The following is a 19013-nucleotide window of genomic DNA, read 5'->3' as shown; positions in this document are numbered from 1 at the left end:
ATGTAAAAATTAGAGATTAATTTAAGTTATAAAGAATATCATGAAAAAAAAGAAAAAGTGTGAATATCATACAGTTACTTCCTGTATGTTTCGAAAAATGAAGATCGGGTTGTTTCTCTCCCTGTTTGCTTTCTCTCAAATTCAAGCTGAGAATCTTTATGCTCAAAGTGGGACAATTTCTATTTCGGTAAATAACGAACCGGTAGAACAAGTTATCGAAAAGATCGAGAAAAACTCGGATTATGTCTTTTTGTATAATGACAAGTCTATCGACTTGAGCCGTAGGGTATCTGTTAAAGTAAATGACGGTACTATCGATGCCGTTCTTGATGAAATGTTCAAGGGAACAGGAGTCAAATATACCATTTCGAACCGTCAAATTATACTTTCTCGAGAAACAGTTGCTCATGCGGGAAAAATGACCGGATCGGCCTCTCAGCCGGCTGCGCAGGATGGGAAAATCTCGGTATCGGGAACTATCGTAGACGAAAAAGGTGAGCCTATTATCGGTGCTAATATCGCACAAAAAGGGACGACCAACGGTACTATTTCTGATTTTGACGGAAATTTTACAATTAAAGTACCGAAAAATAGCGAGTTGCTTATTTCTTATGTAGGTTATGTTTCTCAAACGGTAAAAGCAACCGGAGGTACATTGAAGATCGTTTTAAAAGAGGATGCCAAAGTCTTGGGAGAAGTTGTCGTTACGGCTATGGGTATCGCCCGTAAAGAAGAAACATTGACTTATTCTACTCAGACGGTAGGTGGCGATGAGCTTACTCGGGCCAAAGAGTCGAATCTTATCAATTCTTTACAAGGGAAAAGTGCGGGACTCGTGATTACGCCTAATTCGGGAGGTGCTGGGGGAGCATCGAAGATATTGCTTCGCGGTAATGCCTCGATAATGGGAAATAACAGTCCGCTGATCGTTATCGATGGTGTGCCGATGAGGAATGAGGTATCCGGCGAGATGGATATGGATTCCGGTGGCGCTAATTTGATGGTTAGTGGTTCGGCAGAAGGAAGTGATGCGCTTTCCCAACTTAATCCGGACGATATCGAAAGCATTACGGTATTGAAAGGTGCCAATTCGGCTGCTTTATACGGTAGTGCTGCGTCTAACGGAGTGTTGATGATCACTACGAAAAAAGGCCGTGAGGGGACTTTACGCATCGATGTGTCGAGCAGTACGACATTTGAAACGCCTTTGGTATTGCCTAAAGTGCAGAATACTTATGGGGCGCTGATGGCCGGTTCTACCGAAAACGGTTTTACAATGGGGTCTAACAGTTGGGGGCAACGGATCTCCGATCTTTCCGATGATTATTTTAATTCGCAATATTCACCGTATCATTTGAGCCGGAATGCTTATAACCCGAGCGATTTTTTCAAAGTGGGAACTAATTTCAACAATACGGTAGCTTTAAGTGGCGGTAATAAAACGGTACATACCTATTTCTCCTATGGAAATACGACTGCAAACGGTATTATCGAAACGAATAAGTTCCATCGTCATAATCTGGCCTTGCGCGAAAATTTCTCTTTCTTCGATGATAAGCTAAAGATCGATGTTTCTGTCAACTATATCAATCAGAAAACTATAAATCGCCCTCACGGGGGAACATTCTTTAATCCGATTTATCAGTTATATACTGCTCCTCGCAATCTGGATATGAACTATTACCGTAAAAATTATTATGATTTGAACGGTACTTGGACATCTAATCCTTATAGTATAATCGAGCAACAGACCGGTAAAGACGGACTTCCTATCTCGGTAATTAAATCGGGATATACTTCTCAGCTTTCTGATGCTAATTATGGAAAACAAGTTTGGTTTACCGACGCTATTAATTTGAATAATCCTTGGTGGTTACTCAATCGCATGACCAGCGAGGATGTCGTAAACCGTACGTTCGGTAGCGTGTCTGCTAATTATCAAATTTTAGACGGGCTTAATTTGCAGGCTCGTGTGAAATACGATTATAACGAGAGAAACAGCGAAAATCGCCAATATGCCACTACTTGGGGGAATGCCGAGATGATAGACCGTGGACGTCTTATTCTCGAACACACTAAGTATTATGATTTCTACGGAGATTTTATGTTGAGTTATAATAAAAATATAGGAGATTTTTCATTAGGTATAAATGCGGGTGGTTCTATGTTTAATTCTGCTTCTGACCTGTGGAAGATTACTCCGGTTGCCAAGTCTGGAGCTCCTTATATTGTCGATCTTTCTTGTAATCAGTTTGTGTTGGAAGATATTTATTTGAATAGCAGCGAAAATTATGGAGGATTAGTCGATAAAGATTGGGAGCGTTCCATATTCGCTACTGCACAATTGACTTATAAAGATAAAGTTACGGTCGAGGGTAGTTACCGAGATGACTGGTATCGCGCTTTCACGCAGTTCCAAGATATGTCTCCGCACTTTGCCTATTACTCTGCCGGTGTTAATGCTCGGCTTTCCAATATATTCGAATTGCCGCGTCAGATCAATGAGTTAAAAGTTCGCGCTTCTTACTCTGAAGTAGGTAACTCCGTGCCTAACTCGTTGCTATTGGCTTCTGCAAAACGCAATCCGGTGACCGGAGCTTATATCAATAGCGGTGTAGTATCCTTTAAAGATCCGAAACCCGAGACGACTCAATCTTTTGAGGCGGGTTTTGATATCAGCTTGTTAGACCGCACGATCAATTTAGAAGCTACTTATTACAATGCGCTCATGAAAAATCAATATATGACATATCCGGGTGCCGGTAATAAGACGATTTTTATCAATGGTGGAAAAGTCCGCAACCAAGGTATTGAGTTGACTGCTTCCTATGTTTTGGCTCCTAACCGCAATTTCAGTTGGGTAACCAACGTGAACTATGCGTTTAATGATAATAAGATTATTACGGTGGCGCGTAAACAAAATGGGCAGCCATATAAATATGAAGTGGATATGGGAAACCTCAGCGGTTTGAAAGTAAAATTTGAGGAAGGTGGCTCTTATGGAGATTTGTATGCGGTAGGATTTATGACCGATGAAGTTACCGGAGAGGTGATTGTTGACGAAGAAGGTAAGCCTTTCAAGAAAAACGGGCAAGCCACTGAATATTTGGGAAATATGAATGCTAAACATACTCTCGGATGGGCGAATACCTTCACGTATAAGGATTTTCAGTTCTATTTCTTGATCGACGGTAAAATCGGCGGTAAGGTAATCTCGTTTACCGAAGCCTACCTCGATTATTTCGGAACTTCGGAAAGAACCGGTCAGGCTCGGGATAATGCTGTGGCGAATAATCTTTACTGGACTTCTGAGGACGGAACTATTTCCAAACCGGGAATGTATATCCCCGGTACGACACAGGTTGTTCCTGTCGAGTCATACTATACTACTATCGGTGGTGGAACTCCGGTAGGCCGCAATTATGTATATAATGCTACCAATTTCCGGTTACGTGAAGTATCTATCGGATATACGTTCCGTAATCTTTTCGGAGCAGGTAAAAACTTGACCCTTTCGGCAAATGCCCGGAATCTGTTTTTCCTCTATAAGGATGCACCCATCGATCCCGAAACATCGCTCAGTACGCAGAATGCATTAGGTAATGTCGATATTTTCAGTATGCCGACAACGCGCTCTTATGGTTTAACAGTTAAAGCAACATTCTAAACGAATAAAGTTATGAAGAAAAAATATTTTTCCGTAATGATATTAGCGGCAACGATATCTTTGGTCGGTTGTGGAGATCCTCTATTGGATGATCTCAGCTTGAATACTCAAGTTTCTTCGAGTGATCTTTCTATTGCAGAGGATTATGATCAAGCAGTCGGTTTTTTTCTGACTGCCCAACAAAAGATGCATGACATAGGAACTTCTGGAGGTGCGCATGTCTATCAGGTACAATTTAATATCCATATCGACAATTATGCCGGTTATATGGCAAGTACCCAAAATTTTAGCGGTAATTTGCCTTCTACGTACCGTTATTTCCCGGAGTATGCCGACGGTCCTAAGGCCAGTTTCTTTAACGTAGCTCATGCAGCATTGCCTGTTATGCGGTCTGCCGATCAGCTCGATCTGAAAGAGATCGGTGCGATGTGTAATATCATGTACTGTTTCTCGGCGCTGGAGTTATCCGACATTTATGGTCCGTTTCCTTGGACTGATTACAAGAATGATGTTCAAGAGCCGCCTGTTACTTATGAGCCGATGGATGTGATTTACGATTCGTTGTTTTACAATTTGAAAAAATCTGCCGAAATATTAGAGAATTTTTCGAATACGTCACAAGAACATCAAGATAGGATCAATAATGTACTTGCTCAGTATGATCGTATTTGTGGGTCGGTAGATGTATGGCGGAGATTCGCAAACTCTATACGTATGCGTATGGCGTTGAGAATGAGCAATGTTAATCCTGCAAAAGCGGAAGAGGAGGCTCGTTCGGCATATAATGACGGACTGATTGAAAAATCGATAGCATATAATCAAAATGTACATGACGGATTGTCCCATCCTATCGTATTTATTTCGACCCTTTGGAATGATACCCGTTTAAACGCATCGATGGAGAATATCATGAAACGGTTGAACTATCCTTTTATGGAGACGATTTTCCTGAAAAATGGAGGTGCAATCAAGAATACTTCTACGGGAGAAAAAGTTTGGGATGAAAATAACGGTATTGTCGGTGTCCGAACAGGTATATCGCTAACTGCCCGTGATGATAATAATCCGTATATCAATTTCTCTATGGTAAATAGTGCCTATAATACTACACCGGTTGCCCTTTTTAAACTTTCAGAGCGTTATTTTCTTGAAGCCGAAGCGGCTCTTCGTTGGAATATCGGGTCTTTGACATCCAGTTACTTGAGAGGAATTGTGGCGAGTTTTGCGGACTTCGATGTAGCTCAGACCGATGAGAAATTCCGGACTTATTGGGCACAGAAAGATAGCGATATCGATACTTCCATAGATTATGAAGATCCGAGTAACCCGAGAAATAATATTGAAGGTCTGTTAACTGTCGGTGTAACTATAAATTCGTCAGATGCTCCTGCTATAAAACTGGAAAAGATCATTACTCAAAAATGGTTGGCTAATTTCCCGATGGGGCTTGAGGCTTGGAATGATTTGCGCCGCACCGGTTATCCTCGTATTTTCCCGACGAACGATATCGGTGACGGTACATTGGGTAAAGGACGTATGATACGTCGTATTCCGTGGAATGAAACCGATGCTTCGGCTGCACAAGATATTGCCAATAGTGGATTGGATGCACTTGGTGGCGGTAATTATGAGCGTACGACTCTCTGGTGGGATGTTGAAGATCCTGCCGGTTTAGGGGATAATCGTTGGTGGGAACGTGCGGCTGTCGGGCAATAAGAGTTATCCTTAAATTTTAGGGGGGTGATATCGGGTATCTCACCTCCCGGATACAAAATACATATTATTAATTTAAAATGGAAAAAACATGAAAACGAAGACTTGGTTATTTTCTCTGCTTTCGTGTATTGCGGTTTCTTCTGTTTCTGCGCAGAATATTCCCTCGCACGATGCATACGTGAAACTTTATGATGATAATGTTTCGCAGAATTTTTATGACTATTTCAGAACATGGGAACCCGGACAGGCATTGTCGGAGGATGAAAATTTCTTTATTTCCCGCGTACCGTTAAAAAAACGTTTTGAAAATGCAAATACGCAGGTCGATCCGAGTATGACGACCGAACGTAAATTTTCGATGTGGACTCCGATGGGAGTTGCAGATACTTATTGGCAATCATTGCCCCGTTATGTATTTGATGGCGATAATTTCAGTATGTGGTCTTATGTCGATTCGCAGGGAGGATGGTCTTTACCGTGGATACGTATTCCGGGAGCCTATTCTGATGTAACACATCGGAATGGTGTAGCGAATAGTGGCGGTTTGATCTTTTTCGATTCTTGGGGCGGAGACAATACTAATGCCAATGAATGTGTGAAAATGTTGACCGAAAAAGAGAACGGGAAATTTAAATACGCTGAAAAACTTGTGAAATTCATGCGTTATTACGGAGTAGATGGTTTAGGAATCAATCCCGAAGGTTCTGTACCGAATGCGTCGGATTTTCAAGATTTTATTATTGAGTGCCGCCGCATTGCAGAAGAACTGAATTGGCAGTTCCATGTTTATTGGTATGGTACCAGTTCGAATGACGGTAGGATGGACTTGGGCTCGGATTTTGTCGCTTCGAAACAAAACTGGTTATGGAAAAATAATAGTCAGGTAACCGACATGTATATGCTGAATTATAGCTGGTCTTCTGGTGCTTCAAGTTCTGTAAACCTCGCGAAATCTATCGGTGCTGATCCGTTTACTTTGTATGCCGGTTATGATATTCAGGGAAATTGGCTCGGTCGTGGATATTGGAGTACATTGAAAAATACGGATATGTCGATAGCATTCTGGGGAAATCATACGACGAATATGATTTATCAGAACTCTTCCGAGTTCGGTTCGGGAGATGAAGCTGTCCAATATTGTTATTTGGATAAGCAAGAACAGGTATTTTCGGGGGGATTGCGTAATCCGGCCAATCGCCCTGCGATAAAAGATGGGATTACAAGTGCAAGTGAAGCTGCCATGGAAGCCTTTCATGGTATTGCCGAATTTTTACCTGCCCGTAGCGTATTGCAGGAATTACCTTTTGTGACACGTTTTGGGTTAGGTAATGGTAAAGTATTCAGAAGCGAAGGCAAAGTGACTTTCAATAACAAGTGGTTTAATGTCGGTGTACAAGATTATTTACCCACATGGCGTTGGTGGATTACCGATGCAAACGGTAGCGTACCGTCAGATCCTATTGATTGCGGGTTTACATTTGAAGACTCTTGGTATGCCGGTTCTGCATTGAAATTGTCGGGAGCGACTAAAGTTTCCAATATCAGATTGTTTAAGACCAATTTCAACATTGCTAAAGGTGATAAGATCTCTATGCGGTATAAGGTAAATAACGGTACGGAATCTCATTTGAAACTGATTTGGTCTAAAGTAGGTTCTGAAACTGATTTCCAAAGCGCAGAGATTCCGGCTGCCGCAGCAAAGGGAGAATGGACGGAGTTCTCAAAAACTGCTAATGCGTTGGGTATGACCGGAAATGTCGCTTGCATTGGATTGGCTGTTGAGAATACTTCTGCCGATTATGAATTGTTAGTAGGAGAGTTTGCTATTGTCAACAATAATGTAACTCCCCATCCGGTAACACCGACAATTATTACAGATGAAAGTAAGATATTAAAGAAACGCACTTATAACGCGCTTGATTTTAAATTCAGTTGGAAATGTGCAGATCCTAATCCGAGTGATCCATCTTTGCCTATCTATAATGAAGATGTAGATACGTGGTATTTCGAAGTGTATAGTCAGGCAAAAGGTGAAGAACCGATCCTTTGCGGAACTACTTCATCTTGGGCTCATTATGTAGTCGGTGCTCCGGTATCTTCAGATAATTCTATATCAGAGTACCGTGTCGGTGTACGGGCTGTTGCACCTGATGGAAAAACAACCAGTGACATTGCTTGGACTGATTATCTGAGTATTCCGGTTACGATGGTTGACGGTATCGAATGTAATAAAGCTGTAATCAAGGCAGGGGAAGAATTTACCGTGTCATTGCTCGATCCTAATCAAGAAGAACCGATGTTCTGGGAACTTATCAATTCGACTACCGGTGAAAATAAAGGTACTTTTGATATGGGACGTTCATTTACGACATCTCTTTCGGAAGAAGGTTACTATGACGTGAAAATAACAAAACAAGACTTGACCGAGTTGACTTATCGGGGATATGTACAGGTATCGCCTGCCGCTACCGGTGCTTTACCATTGATCGATGATATTACGGCTTCGAAAACAGAGGTGGATCTGAGCCAATCGGATGAACCGGTTACGCTTACATTCACCGGGCGTAAGGGCGAAGGTACGGTATCTCGTGGTTTGAAGATCGATGACCCGTATATGTTCCGTATTCCGTCGGCATTCTTGCCTAAAAATCAGGGTACTTATTCTATCGGATTTTGGCTTAAACCGGATAAGTTCTCTCATGCGCAAATGGGAACAAACTTGGTAAATCAGAGAGATTTATCTCTTAGCTGGCCTAACAATAACTGGGGTGCTTTTTGGGTACATATCTGGCCGAAAACTATGTCTAAGACTGACCCTGATGAGGTTGTAATAGAGGATAATATCGTATCGTTCACGATGTATAACAATGAATCTACGATTTCGTTTAACGGGAATAGTAATAAGCATGAAATACCTAATCTGAATTGTTGTACTGACGGGACATATTTCAAACAGGAATCTTATAGCCTGACACCGGGTCAATGGACTCATATTATGATTATGTTCGACGGATCTCAACAACGTATCTATTTTAACGGTAAACAGGTAGGTGCTTGTTCTGCAAGTAAGATTGGTTATAACGACTCTCCTATTTACTTCGGCGGATCGAATGTTTATCATTCAGGTTTTACAGGTGTAATCGATGATGTGCAGATATGGCATAAGGCTCTTTCTGACAGTGAGGTAGTAGCGTCGATGGCCGGTTATGACGGTAAAGAGATACCTTCCGGCTTGCAAGGTTATTGGACATTTGAATCGGATACATATAATGAAGGTGAGAAAACTTTTGAAAATAAGGGATTACTTACTACTGACAGTAAAGCTTCTTATATAGAATTTAAAGGGTCGGCCGGAGAGAATTCTTCGCTTACCACTGAAGTTGTAATTCCTGCCTCGATTAATATTGAAGGTAATCCGGCGCTTTCCGGCTCGATGCCGATCACAACGACTGCAACTTATGAAGTAGAAAATGCCAAAGTTACAGGTAATGGTGACAATGCAACTGTTGCTTTTGATACTAACGGTACTTATGATGTTACTCTTACGTTGCAAAATGGTTGGGGTACAGCGACAATGACGAAATCTCAATATATTGTAGTTGTAGGCGGAACTACGGGTATTGATGAAAATAATGTCGTAGAATCCTTGTCGGTATATCCGAATCCGTTTATTGAAAATATAAACTTGCAGTTTGCCGTCGACGGTAATTATCAAGTAGATGTTTTCGATGCACAGGGTCGTCAGGTAGCGTCTAAAAAATATCAGGCGAGAGCCGGAGAAATCTGTACAATGTCGATGGATAATGCAGCTAAGGGCATTTATTCGGTTGTGATTTCTCAAGACGGGAAACGGGTGAAAGCCTTGAAGTTAGTGAAATAGTATAATATAGATTTATTACCTGCACACATTGTGCAGGTAATAAATCTATATTCATATAACGTTGAATAAAAAATTGGACTAAAATTGAAAATTATCCTGTCATCGGGTAATTTATCTAATGAACTCTCTGTAATTAAAAAATAGAACGGAGGCATTCGTGTTCCGATATGACAAAAATGGAATAATTAAAATCTATAAATAGTATGAAGAAACATTTGTTTGTATTAGGAGTATGTCTCCTTTCATTGACTATAATTTCGTGCAAACAGCAAAATGCACCGAATACTTATTCTGTTATTCCTTATCCGAACTCATTAGTTCCGGAAGAAGGTACATTCGCATTTAATAAGAAAACTAAAATTATATGTACTCCATCACTCGATTCGGCATCTCAGGAGGTCGTTCGTAATTTCAGTGCGCTGCTTAACAATACGGCGGGTTTGAAAACCGAGTATATAGTTGAAGATGAGAAAGGAGAGGAGAATATCGTCTTTTTCGATTTAGATACATCTATTGCTGATGAAGGTTACTCTTTAGATATAGACCCTTCGAAGATTATAATTAAGGCAAGTTCGGCTGCCGGATTTTATTATGCCGTTCAATCATTAAAACAAATGCTTCCCATAGCTGTATATGAAGATAAAAAGAGTGATTCGGCACAAAAGTGGGAAGTCCCGTGCGTTCATATCGATGACGCTCCGCGTTTTTCTTATCGGGGAATGCATCTTGACGTAGCACGCCATTTTTTCTCTGTGGATGAAGTAAAAAGATATATAGATTTGCTGGCCATGCATAAGTTGAATGTGTTCCATTGGCATCTTACCGATGATCAGGGCTGGCGCATAGAAATTAAGAAATATCCCAAATTGACCGAAATCGGCAGTATTCGTAAGCAGACTATGGTTGGGAAAAATTTCGATCGATATGATAATACTCCGTACGGAGGATATTATACGCAAGATCAGATTCGGGATATTGTCAATTATGCAAAAGAACGTTTTATTACCATAATTCCGGAAGTCGATCTTCCCGGTCACATGGTGGCTGCTTTGGCTTCTTATCCTTCTTTGGGTTGTACGGGAGGACCGTATGAGGTACAGGGAATGTGGGGAGTACATCCGGATGTTTTATGTGCCGGAAAAGAGGAAACGTATGAGTTTGTTACGGACGTATTGTCTGAAGTTATAGAATTATTTCCTTCCCGATATATTCACATCGGAGGAGACGAATGCCCTAAAGATCGTTGGGAAAAGTGTCCGCTTTGTCAGGCACGTATTCGGAAATTGGGTTTGAAAACCGATAAGGAACACACGGCTGAAGAACGGTTGCAAAGCTATTTTATGACTCGTGTCGAGGAATTTCTGAATGAAAACGATCGTCAGATCATCGGTTGGGATGAAATTCTTGAAGGGGGTGCTGCTCCTAATGCGACAGTCATGTCGTGGAGAGGTACCGATGGCGGTGTGCAGGCTGCAAAATTGCGTCATAATGTCGTTATGACTCCCAATACTTATCTCTATTTCGATTATTATCAAAGTGAAGATACTCAGACCGAACCGCTTGCGATAGGCAGTTATGTGCCTCTTGAAAGAGTATATGATTTTGAGCCTGTTCCGGATACGTTGGATAATGATTCTAAAAAATATATTCTGGGAGCTCAGGCTAATCTTTGGACTGAATACATTTCCGATTTTAAACAGGTCGAGTATATGTTGCTTCCGCGTTTGGATGCTTTGAGCGAGGTACAATGGACTTGGCCGGAGAATAAAAATTGGGTGAGTTTTCTCGATCGTCTTCAACATAATATACAAGTGTATGATCTGAAAGGATACAATTATGGCAAGCATATATTCGGCATTAACCCTGAATATAGAATTATTCCGGAAAAGCATTGCATAGAGGTGACTTTGAGAACTCAAGGTGATGCTCCTGTTTATTATACACTCGATGGAACGGTGCCGACAGAAAAAAGCACGAGATATGCACAGCCGATCGAATTGACGGATGATGCCGATCTGAAAGCGATTGTAGTACGTCCGGGAATGAAAACCAATATGTTTGAGAAAGAATATGTATTCAATAAGGCTACGGCACGTAAGATAACATTGAACAGTGCACCGAATGACCGTTACACGTTTAAGGGGGGGCAGACTCTTGTAGACGGAATGATCGGAGATATGGGTTTTGCTACCGGTCGCTGGATCGGGTTCAGTCCCGGAGATTTGGATGCCGTGATCGATTTAGGTGAGACAACATTTATTTCCAAAGTCGAATTGGGTATTCTGTTCGATAAAGATAATTGGATATTCCCTTCTGATCGTATTTCGGTATTAGTTTCTCAAGATGGTGTGAAATATAACAGTGTAGCAGATACGGTATTGGTGTTGCCGGATCAGAGTGTGAAGAATGACCGCATGATTCAAGGTGTAGCTTTTGATCCTGTAAATACCCGCTATGTAAAAATTAAGGCCAACAGTGTAAAATCGTTGCCTGCATGGCATGGTGCGAACGGTAAGCCCGGATTTTTATTTGTGGATGAAATAAATATATATTAAGTATTTTATTCAAACAGGCTCTTAGAGCTTATTTTAAATAATACTCATAGTTTATGAAATAAATTCTTAATCCGCAAAGTGAGATTTTTCTGAGCAAATAAATTTTCCTCCGGAGAATATTTAGATTTTTCGGTATCTGTCCGAGGTAAACAGGTATAAATGCAAATTGAGATATTCTCCGGAAAAACAGATTTTGGTATGGCGAAAAAGCTGGTATTATTATCTTTTTTATCTCTATTCTTGTCGTTGCCTTTGAAAGGTCAACGACAAGAACAGATAACGCTTCAACTTATTCCTTATCCGCAGAAGTTGATATTCGGTGCGGGAACATTCTTTTCTAAAAATCCGGATGTCGTATTTTCCGGAATATCTTCTGAGGAAGAGAAAATTTTAATGAATGAGTTGCGTTCTTCGTGGAGTACGATTGACCGGAAGAAAAAAGTATCCGGGAAAGATGTTATTTATATTCAGAAGATACGAGACGGAGAAGAATCTGTCTCCGGCAGTTATAATTTGGAAATCTATCCCGAAAAAGTCATTATTTCGGCAAATAATGATGAAGGCTTGTTTTATGGGGTTCAGACTTTGAATCAGATTATGATGTCTTGTGCCGGCAGTGCGCTCCCTTGTCTGAAAATCGAGGATTATCCCCGATTTCCTTATAGAGGCATGCATCTGGATGTTTCTCGTCATTTTTTCGATACCGAATTTATAAAAAAGCAGTTGGATGTTATTGCCTCATATAAACTCAATCGGTTTCATTGGCACTTGACCGACGGTGCTGGGTGGCGGATTCAGATAAAGGAATATCCGCTTTTGACCGAAGTGGCGGCATGGAGACCGGCTCCTACGTGGAAAGAGTGGTGGAACGGAGATCGGCATTATTGTCGGCAGGATGTTCCCGGAGCTTATGGAGGCTTTTACACTCGTGAGGATATAAAGGACGTGTTGGAATATGCCCGTTCTAAACATATTACGATAATACCCGAGATAGAAATGCCGGGACATAGTGAAGAGGTTTTGGCTGTTTATCCCGATTTATCTTGTTCGGGAGAACCATATAAAAACGGAGAGTTTTGTATCGGCAATGAAAATACGTTTAAATTTCTTGAAACCGTATTGAATGAAGTTATCGCGCTTTTCCCTTCGAAGTATATTCATATAGGAGGTGATGAGGCCAATAAGGAAGCATGGAAAAAATGTCCTAAATGTCAGCAAAGAATGAAAGATGAGGGGTTGAAGTCTGTGGACGAATTGCAGAGTTATCTGGTGCATCGTATAGAAAAGTATCTTAATAGCAAAGGACGGGAACTGTTGGGATGGGATGAGATTTTGGACGGCGGACTTTCGCCGAATGCTACGGTTATGTCGTGGCGGGGTGAAAAAGGCGGAATACAGGCCGTAAGAATGGGACATGATGCGATCATGACTCCTGGAGAATATTGTTATTTCGATACATATCAGGATAATCCGTCGGGAGAACCGGAAGCTATCGGCGGATATTTGCCGTTGAAGAAAGTATATTCTTATAACCCTGTACCTGATTCTTTGACTTTAGAGGAGAGTAAACGCATATTGGGTGCGCAAGCCAATCTTTGGGTAGAATATATCCCGACGCAAAAGCATGTCGAATATATGATTTATCCTCGTTTGCTTGCACTTTCTGAGGTAGTATGGAGTAATCTCGAAAATAAATCGTGGCCGCGTTTCCGTTTGGCGGTTAATAAACATGTTTCATGGTTATGGGATAAAGGGATAAATGCGCATCCTGTTGCCAATGGAGTAGTCATGTCTCAGGTTGTAGATACTTTGAAGCGTGAAATTCGGGTTTCTTTCGAATGCGATCGTATCCCGTCCGAAATTCGTTATACGCTCGACGGATCGGAGCCGACATTACAATCGGCGTTATATGCTGTTCCTGTTTCTGTTAAAGACTCGGCAGAGATAACCGTCGCACTTTTTGGGGAGGGGAAACAGTTGACCCGTTCACAAAAATATAAAGTTTATTATCATAAAGGAATCGGAGCGAAAGTCGTTTATAAATTGCCTTATAGCGATCATTATAAAGCCGCTTGCGAATCGTCTTTGACCGATGGTTATACGGGAGGAAACAGTTATGGAGATGGCAGATGGCAAGGCTTCTCCGGAGATATGGATTGCATTATAGATATGGGTAAAGTTACCGATATACATACTGTAGAGGCTAATTTCATGCAGCAGCCCGGTCCTTGGATTTGGTTTCCCGAATGGACGGAAATCTGGATATCCGATGATGGAAAAGAGTATTCGCGTCTGAATCGTATCGATAATCCGGTAGGTCGTGATACGGAGGGGATGATGATCCGGAACTTCGGGTATAATGGATATGTGAAGACTCGTTATATCCGTTATAAAGCTCATCAAGTGCCTAAAGAGGGTGCTTATATGTTTATCGATGAAATAAATATACGTTGATCATTAAGGATACTACGATCAATCTTTTCTATGAAAAAACATTTTATGATGTAGTATGTGTAGTGTTGGAACTCCCGGGGCTTGTGAGAATAATTCCCGGGAGTAATTTTTATTCCTGTTTTCGAAAATGTATTTACGATTTCCGCAAAAATTTTGAGAAACTGTTTCCGAGAAAGAGACACAAAAAGTCGGATATATGTTTTTTTGTTGGAAAATTAAGATAGACTCTATATAAAAATTTCAGGTTTTGGTAAAAAAAATAAAAAAAGGTGACGTTTTTATGTCTGTTTGTTTGTCTATATATACAAAATAGAAAAATATTTTTCCATTAACCTTGAAGATTTTGACCATGATAGAAGATTTTTTGGAATATTGTATTTTTTCGTTCCTTATATCGTCTGCCTATGCCTTGGCAGTATGTTTTCGGGTATCGATAAACTTTACCAATCTCTATTTTGCTAAATCTTTTGATATTGATGAACTATACGATTCTATTGCTTATAGGGTAATAGAAGTAAAAGAATATTCTTTTTCTTATAATATGTTCTTTTTAAGTAGGGGCATTGAAATGAGAGAGAATAAAGACGTTTGAAAATATTGTAAAGTCGAAGTTTACTTAAAATTTAGGACTATTTGATTAATAAATCAATATATCAATGTCTAACTTAAATTTGTTTGAAATGAAAAAACTAAACTTTTTTTTCTTTCTTAGCCTTTTTGCGTTGACGGGGTATTTTGTTCCGGGAATTGCCCAGAATAAGGCTATCGATATTCCGTCTTTTACACGCTTGGAGATTCTGGATGAGGAGCTTTTGGGGACTCATTCGGAACAGGAGAACTATGATAACAGGAGGGGAAAGTCTTTTACCTATTCGGCGTGGATAAAGATATCTTCGGTGACGAATGCTCCGGCTATCATGGGACAAGCTGCCCAAGCCCATTATTTGCATAACGGCAGTTTGGTGCTTTCTGTGACAACCTCCAATACTTTGTCGTTAAAGGTTCAATCTTATGTAGACACCGACTTATGGACACATTCAGCTACAGACGTGGCGATCGAAACGAACGTATCGTTGAATGAGTGGACATTTTTTACTATCGCGTATAATGCAGATGAAAAACTTATATCCGTTTACGTGAATGGTGAGAATGTGAAAGACGTAACGGTTGCTGGTAGCGGGCTTTCGTTTTTCCAAGACGATCCCGGTATCTTTTTTGTAGGGAATGCTACTTTTGCAGGGGCTTGCGATGAAGTGCAGTTCTATAATAAGGCATTGACCGCAAGCGAAGTGAAAGCTTCCATGAACTTGACTTCTGCTACTGACGCTCTTATCGCGTGGTATGATTTTAATACGGAACCCGCTACGACAGGAACGTTTGCCAATAAAGTGACAGATGGCGAATATGCAGCGGTAAACGCTGTCTTTAAACAGATTTCCGGAGGAAGTGATTGGGGAGGCGGAGATCACGCTTCTGTAAACGCTACAGTTTCTTCTCCTACGTTGGTGGATGGACGGGAAATCGTTCAGCAGTTTACTTATACTTACACGACAGTCGATGGAGGGTCTGTTACGGCGAAGATAGGAGATAACACTATCGATACCGGAGAAAAATTCGAAACGGGATCGGATATTGTTTTGACAGTATCTGCTAATGCAGACTATGAATTATCTTCTTTGTTGGTAAATGATGTAGAAAAGAAAAATGAAGTACTTGATGGGACATTGACAATTGCTGACGTAACATCTGATTTGGTTGTAAAAGCATTGTTCGTTAAAAAAGCAGCATCTTATTGTACTCCTGTTGGAACCACTAATACGGATGTCTATTTAGCTGCTATTACTTCATCGGGAGCAAAAGACGGTATTGAAATTAATTATACAGCAAATTCGGATTTGCCGTCCGGTCAGCCGTATGTAAAATTAGATCAGGTTTTAACGGTGCAGAGAGGTTCTACATTTACCATAAACTATGTGGGAGCTAATAGTGAAGAGGAAAAACCGCAGATTACTTGTTGCCATGCAGAGATTTTCGTCGATTGGAACGGCGACGGAGTTTTTGAAGGTGAAGACGAGGTATTACCGATGATTGGAGCAGATGCAGGAATGGCAACAGGAATTCCTACAGAATCGGGGCGTAATTTGGATGTAAAAAATATATCGCAATCATTTACCGTTCCGGAAGATGCTGTTATCGGTCAGGCTTGTATAAGAATCAGATATGTGGATGCTTGGCATATACGAGGGAATGAAGGTGCTGATACCGAGCATGGAGCTTGTGCGGGCATCAATAAGGGGTGTGCGTATGATATTATACTGAATATTACAGAAGGAGAAGCTCCGGAAGGAAATCTTTATACATATAATACCGTCGCAGGCGGAAGTGTGACAGCTGCTATAGAAAATTCTCCGCTTCTTCCGAATACTCGTTTTGATGACGGATCGGTAATCGTATTGACCGTAGTTCCTGAAGAAAATTATGAACTGACTTCTTTATTGGTAAATAATGAAGAAAAAGTAAGTGAGGTTGTTGGTAATACTTTGACATTGCCTGCTTTGTCTGAAGACTTGACAGTAGTTGCTACATTCACTAAACAAAGCACTCCGGTAGCGGTCAGCTCTGCAATTCATATTCCTGAGAAATCTGGCAGTAACCATTATATGTTCCGCTTTGATGATCAGTTATTAGGAAACCATACAAACGGCAGCACAGATAACGATCAGCGTATTCGCACTTTCACTATGTCTGCATGGGTGAAAACTGCAGGTACAACCGGAGACATTTTAGGGTTGGTACAGTCTAAATTTTATGTAGAAAGCGGATCTTTCGGCGTACGTTTGAGAAATGGAAATCTTGAATTGTTCTCTCGTTGTGTAACATTACCCAGTAATTTTGGCGATGATATAAATGTGAATACAGGAGTTGCATTGCCAGTAGGAGAATGGGCGTTTATTACTGCGGTTATTGATGATGACAACAAGACAATCGCGTTATATAAAGATGGTGAGTTGGTTACTCAACAAAATTTTAATCGGGACGGTTTCGGAATGTTACCGGATAAATCTTGCTTCTTTGTCGGAAATATGGATTTTACAGGTGATATCGAAGACATTCAATTATGGAAAGGTGCTTTAACACCTGAACAGATTAAGGCTTCTCAGGCAGGATATACTCAAGCACCGGAAGATTTATTATATTATTATAAATTTAATGCAGCAGATGTTGATATGACCCAATTCCCGAATAAGGGTACTGGTGGTGAATGCGTTGCTGAATTGGCTTATGGTAAGGTTGAATCGGCCTTAGATCCAGATTTGGGGTATTATGTAGAAATGTATGTTTATACACCTCAAGTACCGGAATATGTTCAGGGTCATGTCAAAGCACAACATGTAGTTACTTATACCGGTGTTTCGAACGGTGGGACATTCACGGTTAAGAACGGAGATACCATAGTAAAAAGCGGTAGCAGTGTAGATGAAGGAACTTGGTTGACGGTAGAAGCCGTGCCGGAAGAGGACTATTTGGTTAAGTCGATCAAAGTGAACGGCGTAGCGATAGAAGGCTCGGGATTCAACCTGTCTGAAGCGAGCGAAATCACGGTCGAATTTACCAATAAGCTGGTTTACAGGTATTCGTCGGTTGAAGGCGGAACTGTGTCGGCAAGTATAGGGGAGGTACCGTTGGACAATGAAGGTGAATTCGATAGAGGTAGCGATGTCGTACTGACGGTATTACCGGAAGATCATTACGAGTTATCATCTCTGTTGGTCAACGGAGACGAAAAGAAAGAGTCTTTAGAATCCGGAAAGCTGACGCTAAGCAATGTTCAGGAAAATATAACGGTATCAGCAGTCTTTGCGAAGAAAAAATATACCGTTACGTTCACGAGCACGGGAGACGGACAATTGGAGTTGAAGAACGGCAGCAGCAGTCTCTCGAGCGGAGCCTTGGTTGAATACGGAACAGAGTTGACTGGTAGTTTGGTTTACAGTGACCCGACTCGATTATCAGCGCTGACCAATAACGGAGAAAGCATATTGGAGAGTGTAGTCAACAAGACGTTTACGATTACGGTATCAGGTCCGGTAGAACTTGTAGCGGAATTCAAGGGAGCTACTTATACGGTAACGTATCCGACCGAATTGACTGGCGGGAAGCTGATCGTGACGAAAGATTCCGACGGAAGTGACATTCCTTCAGGAACAGAATTACAGAAAAACACTGCTATTACGATAATTCCGGAAGCCGAATCGGGTTATGAAGTAGGGAGCTTTACGGTCAACGGCATAGACCGATTGTCGGAGTTGCAAGAGAATGGCGGAGAATACTGGATCACGATAGCAGAGGATGTTGAACTGACTGTGACTTTTACACCGTTGACAGGTATCTCCGGAACAGAATTGACGGGAGTTTACTTCGACCGCACGACATCTGTATTGCATGCACCGGAAGGGTCAATGTTGCGAGTATATAATATAACAGGGTCTGCAGTATTCGAAGGTCAAGGAACACAGAACTTGCAGAAACTGTCTGTCGGGACTTACATAGCTAAAGTGAAAACGGATAATGGTGTCCGTACGATCAAGTTTATCAAAAAATAAGTTTTAGAGTTTTTGTTTTATCAGGGGGAGTGATATCGGATTTCCCGGTTGTCTTCCCCCCTTTTTTTATTTTTACTCTTAGAGCCTGCTTGAATTTTGATCGGCTCGGATTGGGAGTTTCTTTTGGGGATGTTTTT

Annotated in this window: 7 protein-coding genes; all 7 read left to right on the top strand. The window is 41.1% G+C overall.

Annotated features, from left to right (window positions below):
* Positions 1 to 40: 40 nt before the first annotated feature.
* The 7 genes from Q0093_RS01070 to Q0093_RS01040 all read left to right on the top strand — a co-directional run bounded on the left by Q0093_RS01070 (position 41) and on the right by Q0093_RS01040 (position 18876).
* Positions 41 to 3667, top strand: a complete 3627-nt coding sequence (locus Q0093_RS01070) for a SusC/RagA family TonB-linked outer membrane protein (RefSeq protein WP_297928142.1) — start codon at positions 41 to 43, stop codon at positions 3665 to 3667.
* 12 nt (positions 3668 to 3679) lie between these two features.
* Positions 3680 to 5383, top strand: a complete 1704-nt coding sequence (locus Q0093_RS01065) for a SusD/RagB family nutrient-binding outer membrane lipoprotein (RefSeq protein WP_297928141.1) — start codon at positions 3680 to 3682, stop codon at positions 5381 to 5383.
* 88 nt (positions 5384 to 5471) lie between these two features.
* Entirely contained in the window at positions 5472 to 9263 is a 3792-nt protein-coding gene (locus Q0093_RS01060) for a LamG-like jellyroll fold domain-containing protein (protein WP_297928140.1), read from the top strand.
* 203 nt (positions 9264 to 9466) lie between these two features.
* Positions 9467 to 11818, top strand: a complete 2352-nt coding sequence (locus Q0093_RS01055; RefSeq protein ID WP_297928139.1) for a family 20 glycosylhydrolase — start codon at positions 9467 to 9469, stop codon at positions 11816 to 11818.
* A 198-nt stretch (positions 11819 to 12016) separates the two neighbouring features.
* The gene (locus Q0093_RS01050) at positions 12017 to 14272 is read left to right on the top strand and encodes a family 20 glycosylhydrolase (RefSeq protein WP_297928138.1); all 2256 of its coding nucleotides are present in this window, start codon (positions 12017 to 12019) and stop codon (positions 14270 to 14272) included.
* Between the two features lie 349 nt (positions 14273 to 14621).
* On the top strand, positions 14622 to 14864 hold the full coding sequence (locus tag Q0093_RS01045; RefSeq protein WP_297928137.1) for a hypothetical protein: 243 nt from the start codon (positions 14622 to 14624) through the stop codon (positions 14862 to 14864).
* A gap of 88 nt (positions 14865 to 14952) precedes the next feature.
* The gene (locus tag Q0093_RS01040) at positions 14953 to 18876 is read left to right on the top strand and encodes a LamG-like jellyroll fold domain-containing protein (RefSeq protein WP_297928136.1); all 3924 of its coding nucleotides are present in this window, start codon (positions 14953 to 14955) and stop codon (positions 18874 to 18876) included.
* Positions 18877 to 19013: the final 137 nt, after the last annotated feature.

Origin of the sequence: uncultured Coprobacter sp., assembly GCF_947855755.1 — a bacterium.
In the GTDB taxonomy this organism is placed as follows: domain Bacteria; phylum Bacteroidota; class Bacteroidia; order Bacteroidales; family Coprobacteraceae; genus Coprobacter.
Note: the sequence above shows the minus strand (reverse complement) of the source record. Positions and strands in the feature narration are given on the sequence as shown.

Coding starts and splice junctions, on each gene's coding strand:
- Q0093_RS01070 (WP_297928142.1), top strand. CDS start 41: ATGAAAAAAAAGAAAAAGTGTGAATATCATACAGTTACTTCCTGTATG.
- Q0093_RS01065 (WP_297928141.1), top strand. CDS start 3,680: ATGAAGAAAAAATATTTTTCCGTAATGATATTAGCGGCAACGATATCT.
- Q0093_RS01060 (WP_297928140.1), top strand. CDS start 5,472: ATGAAAACGAAGACTTGGTTATTTTCTCTGCTTTCGTGTATTGCGGTT.
- Q0093_RS01055 (WP_297928139.1), top strand. CDS start 9,467: ATGAAGAAACATTTGTTTGTATTAGGAGTATGTCTCCTTTCATTGACT.
- Q0093_RS01050 (WP_297928138.1), top strand. CDS start 12,017: ATGGCGAAAAAGCTGGTATTATTATCTTTTTTATCTCTATTCTTGTCG.
- Q0093_RS01045 (WP_297928137.1), top strand. CDS start 14,622: ATGATAGAAGATTTTTTGGAATATTGTATTTTTTCGTTCCTTATATCG.
- Q0093_RS01040 (WP_297928136.1), top strand. CDS start 14,953: ATGAAAAAACTAAACTTTTTTTTCTTTCTTAGCCTTTTTGCGTTGACG.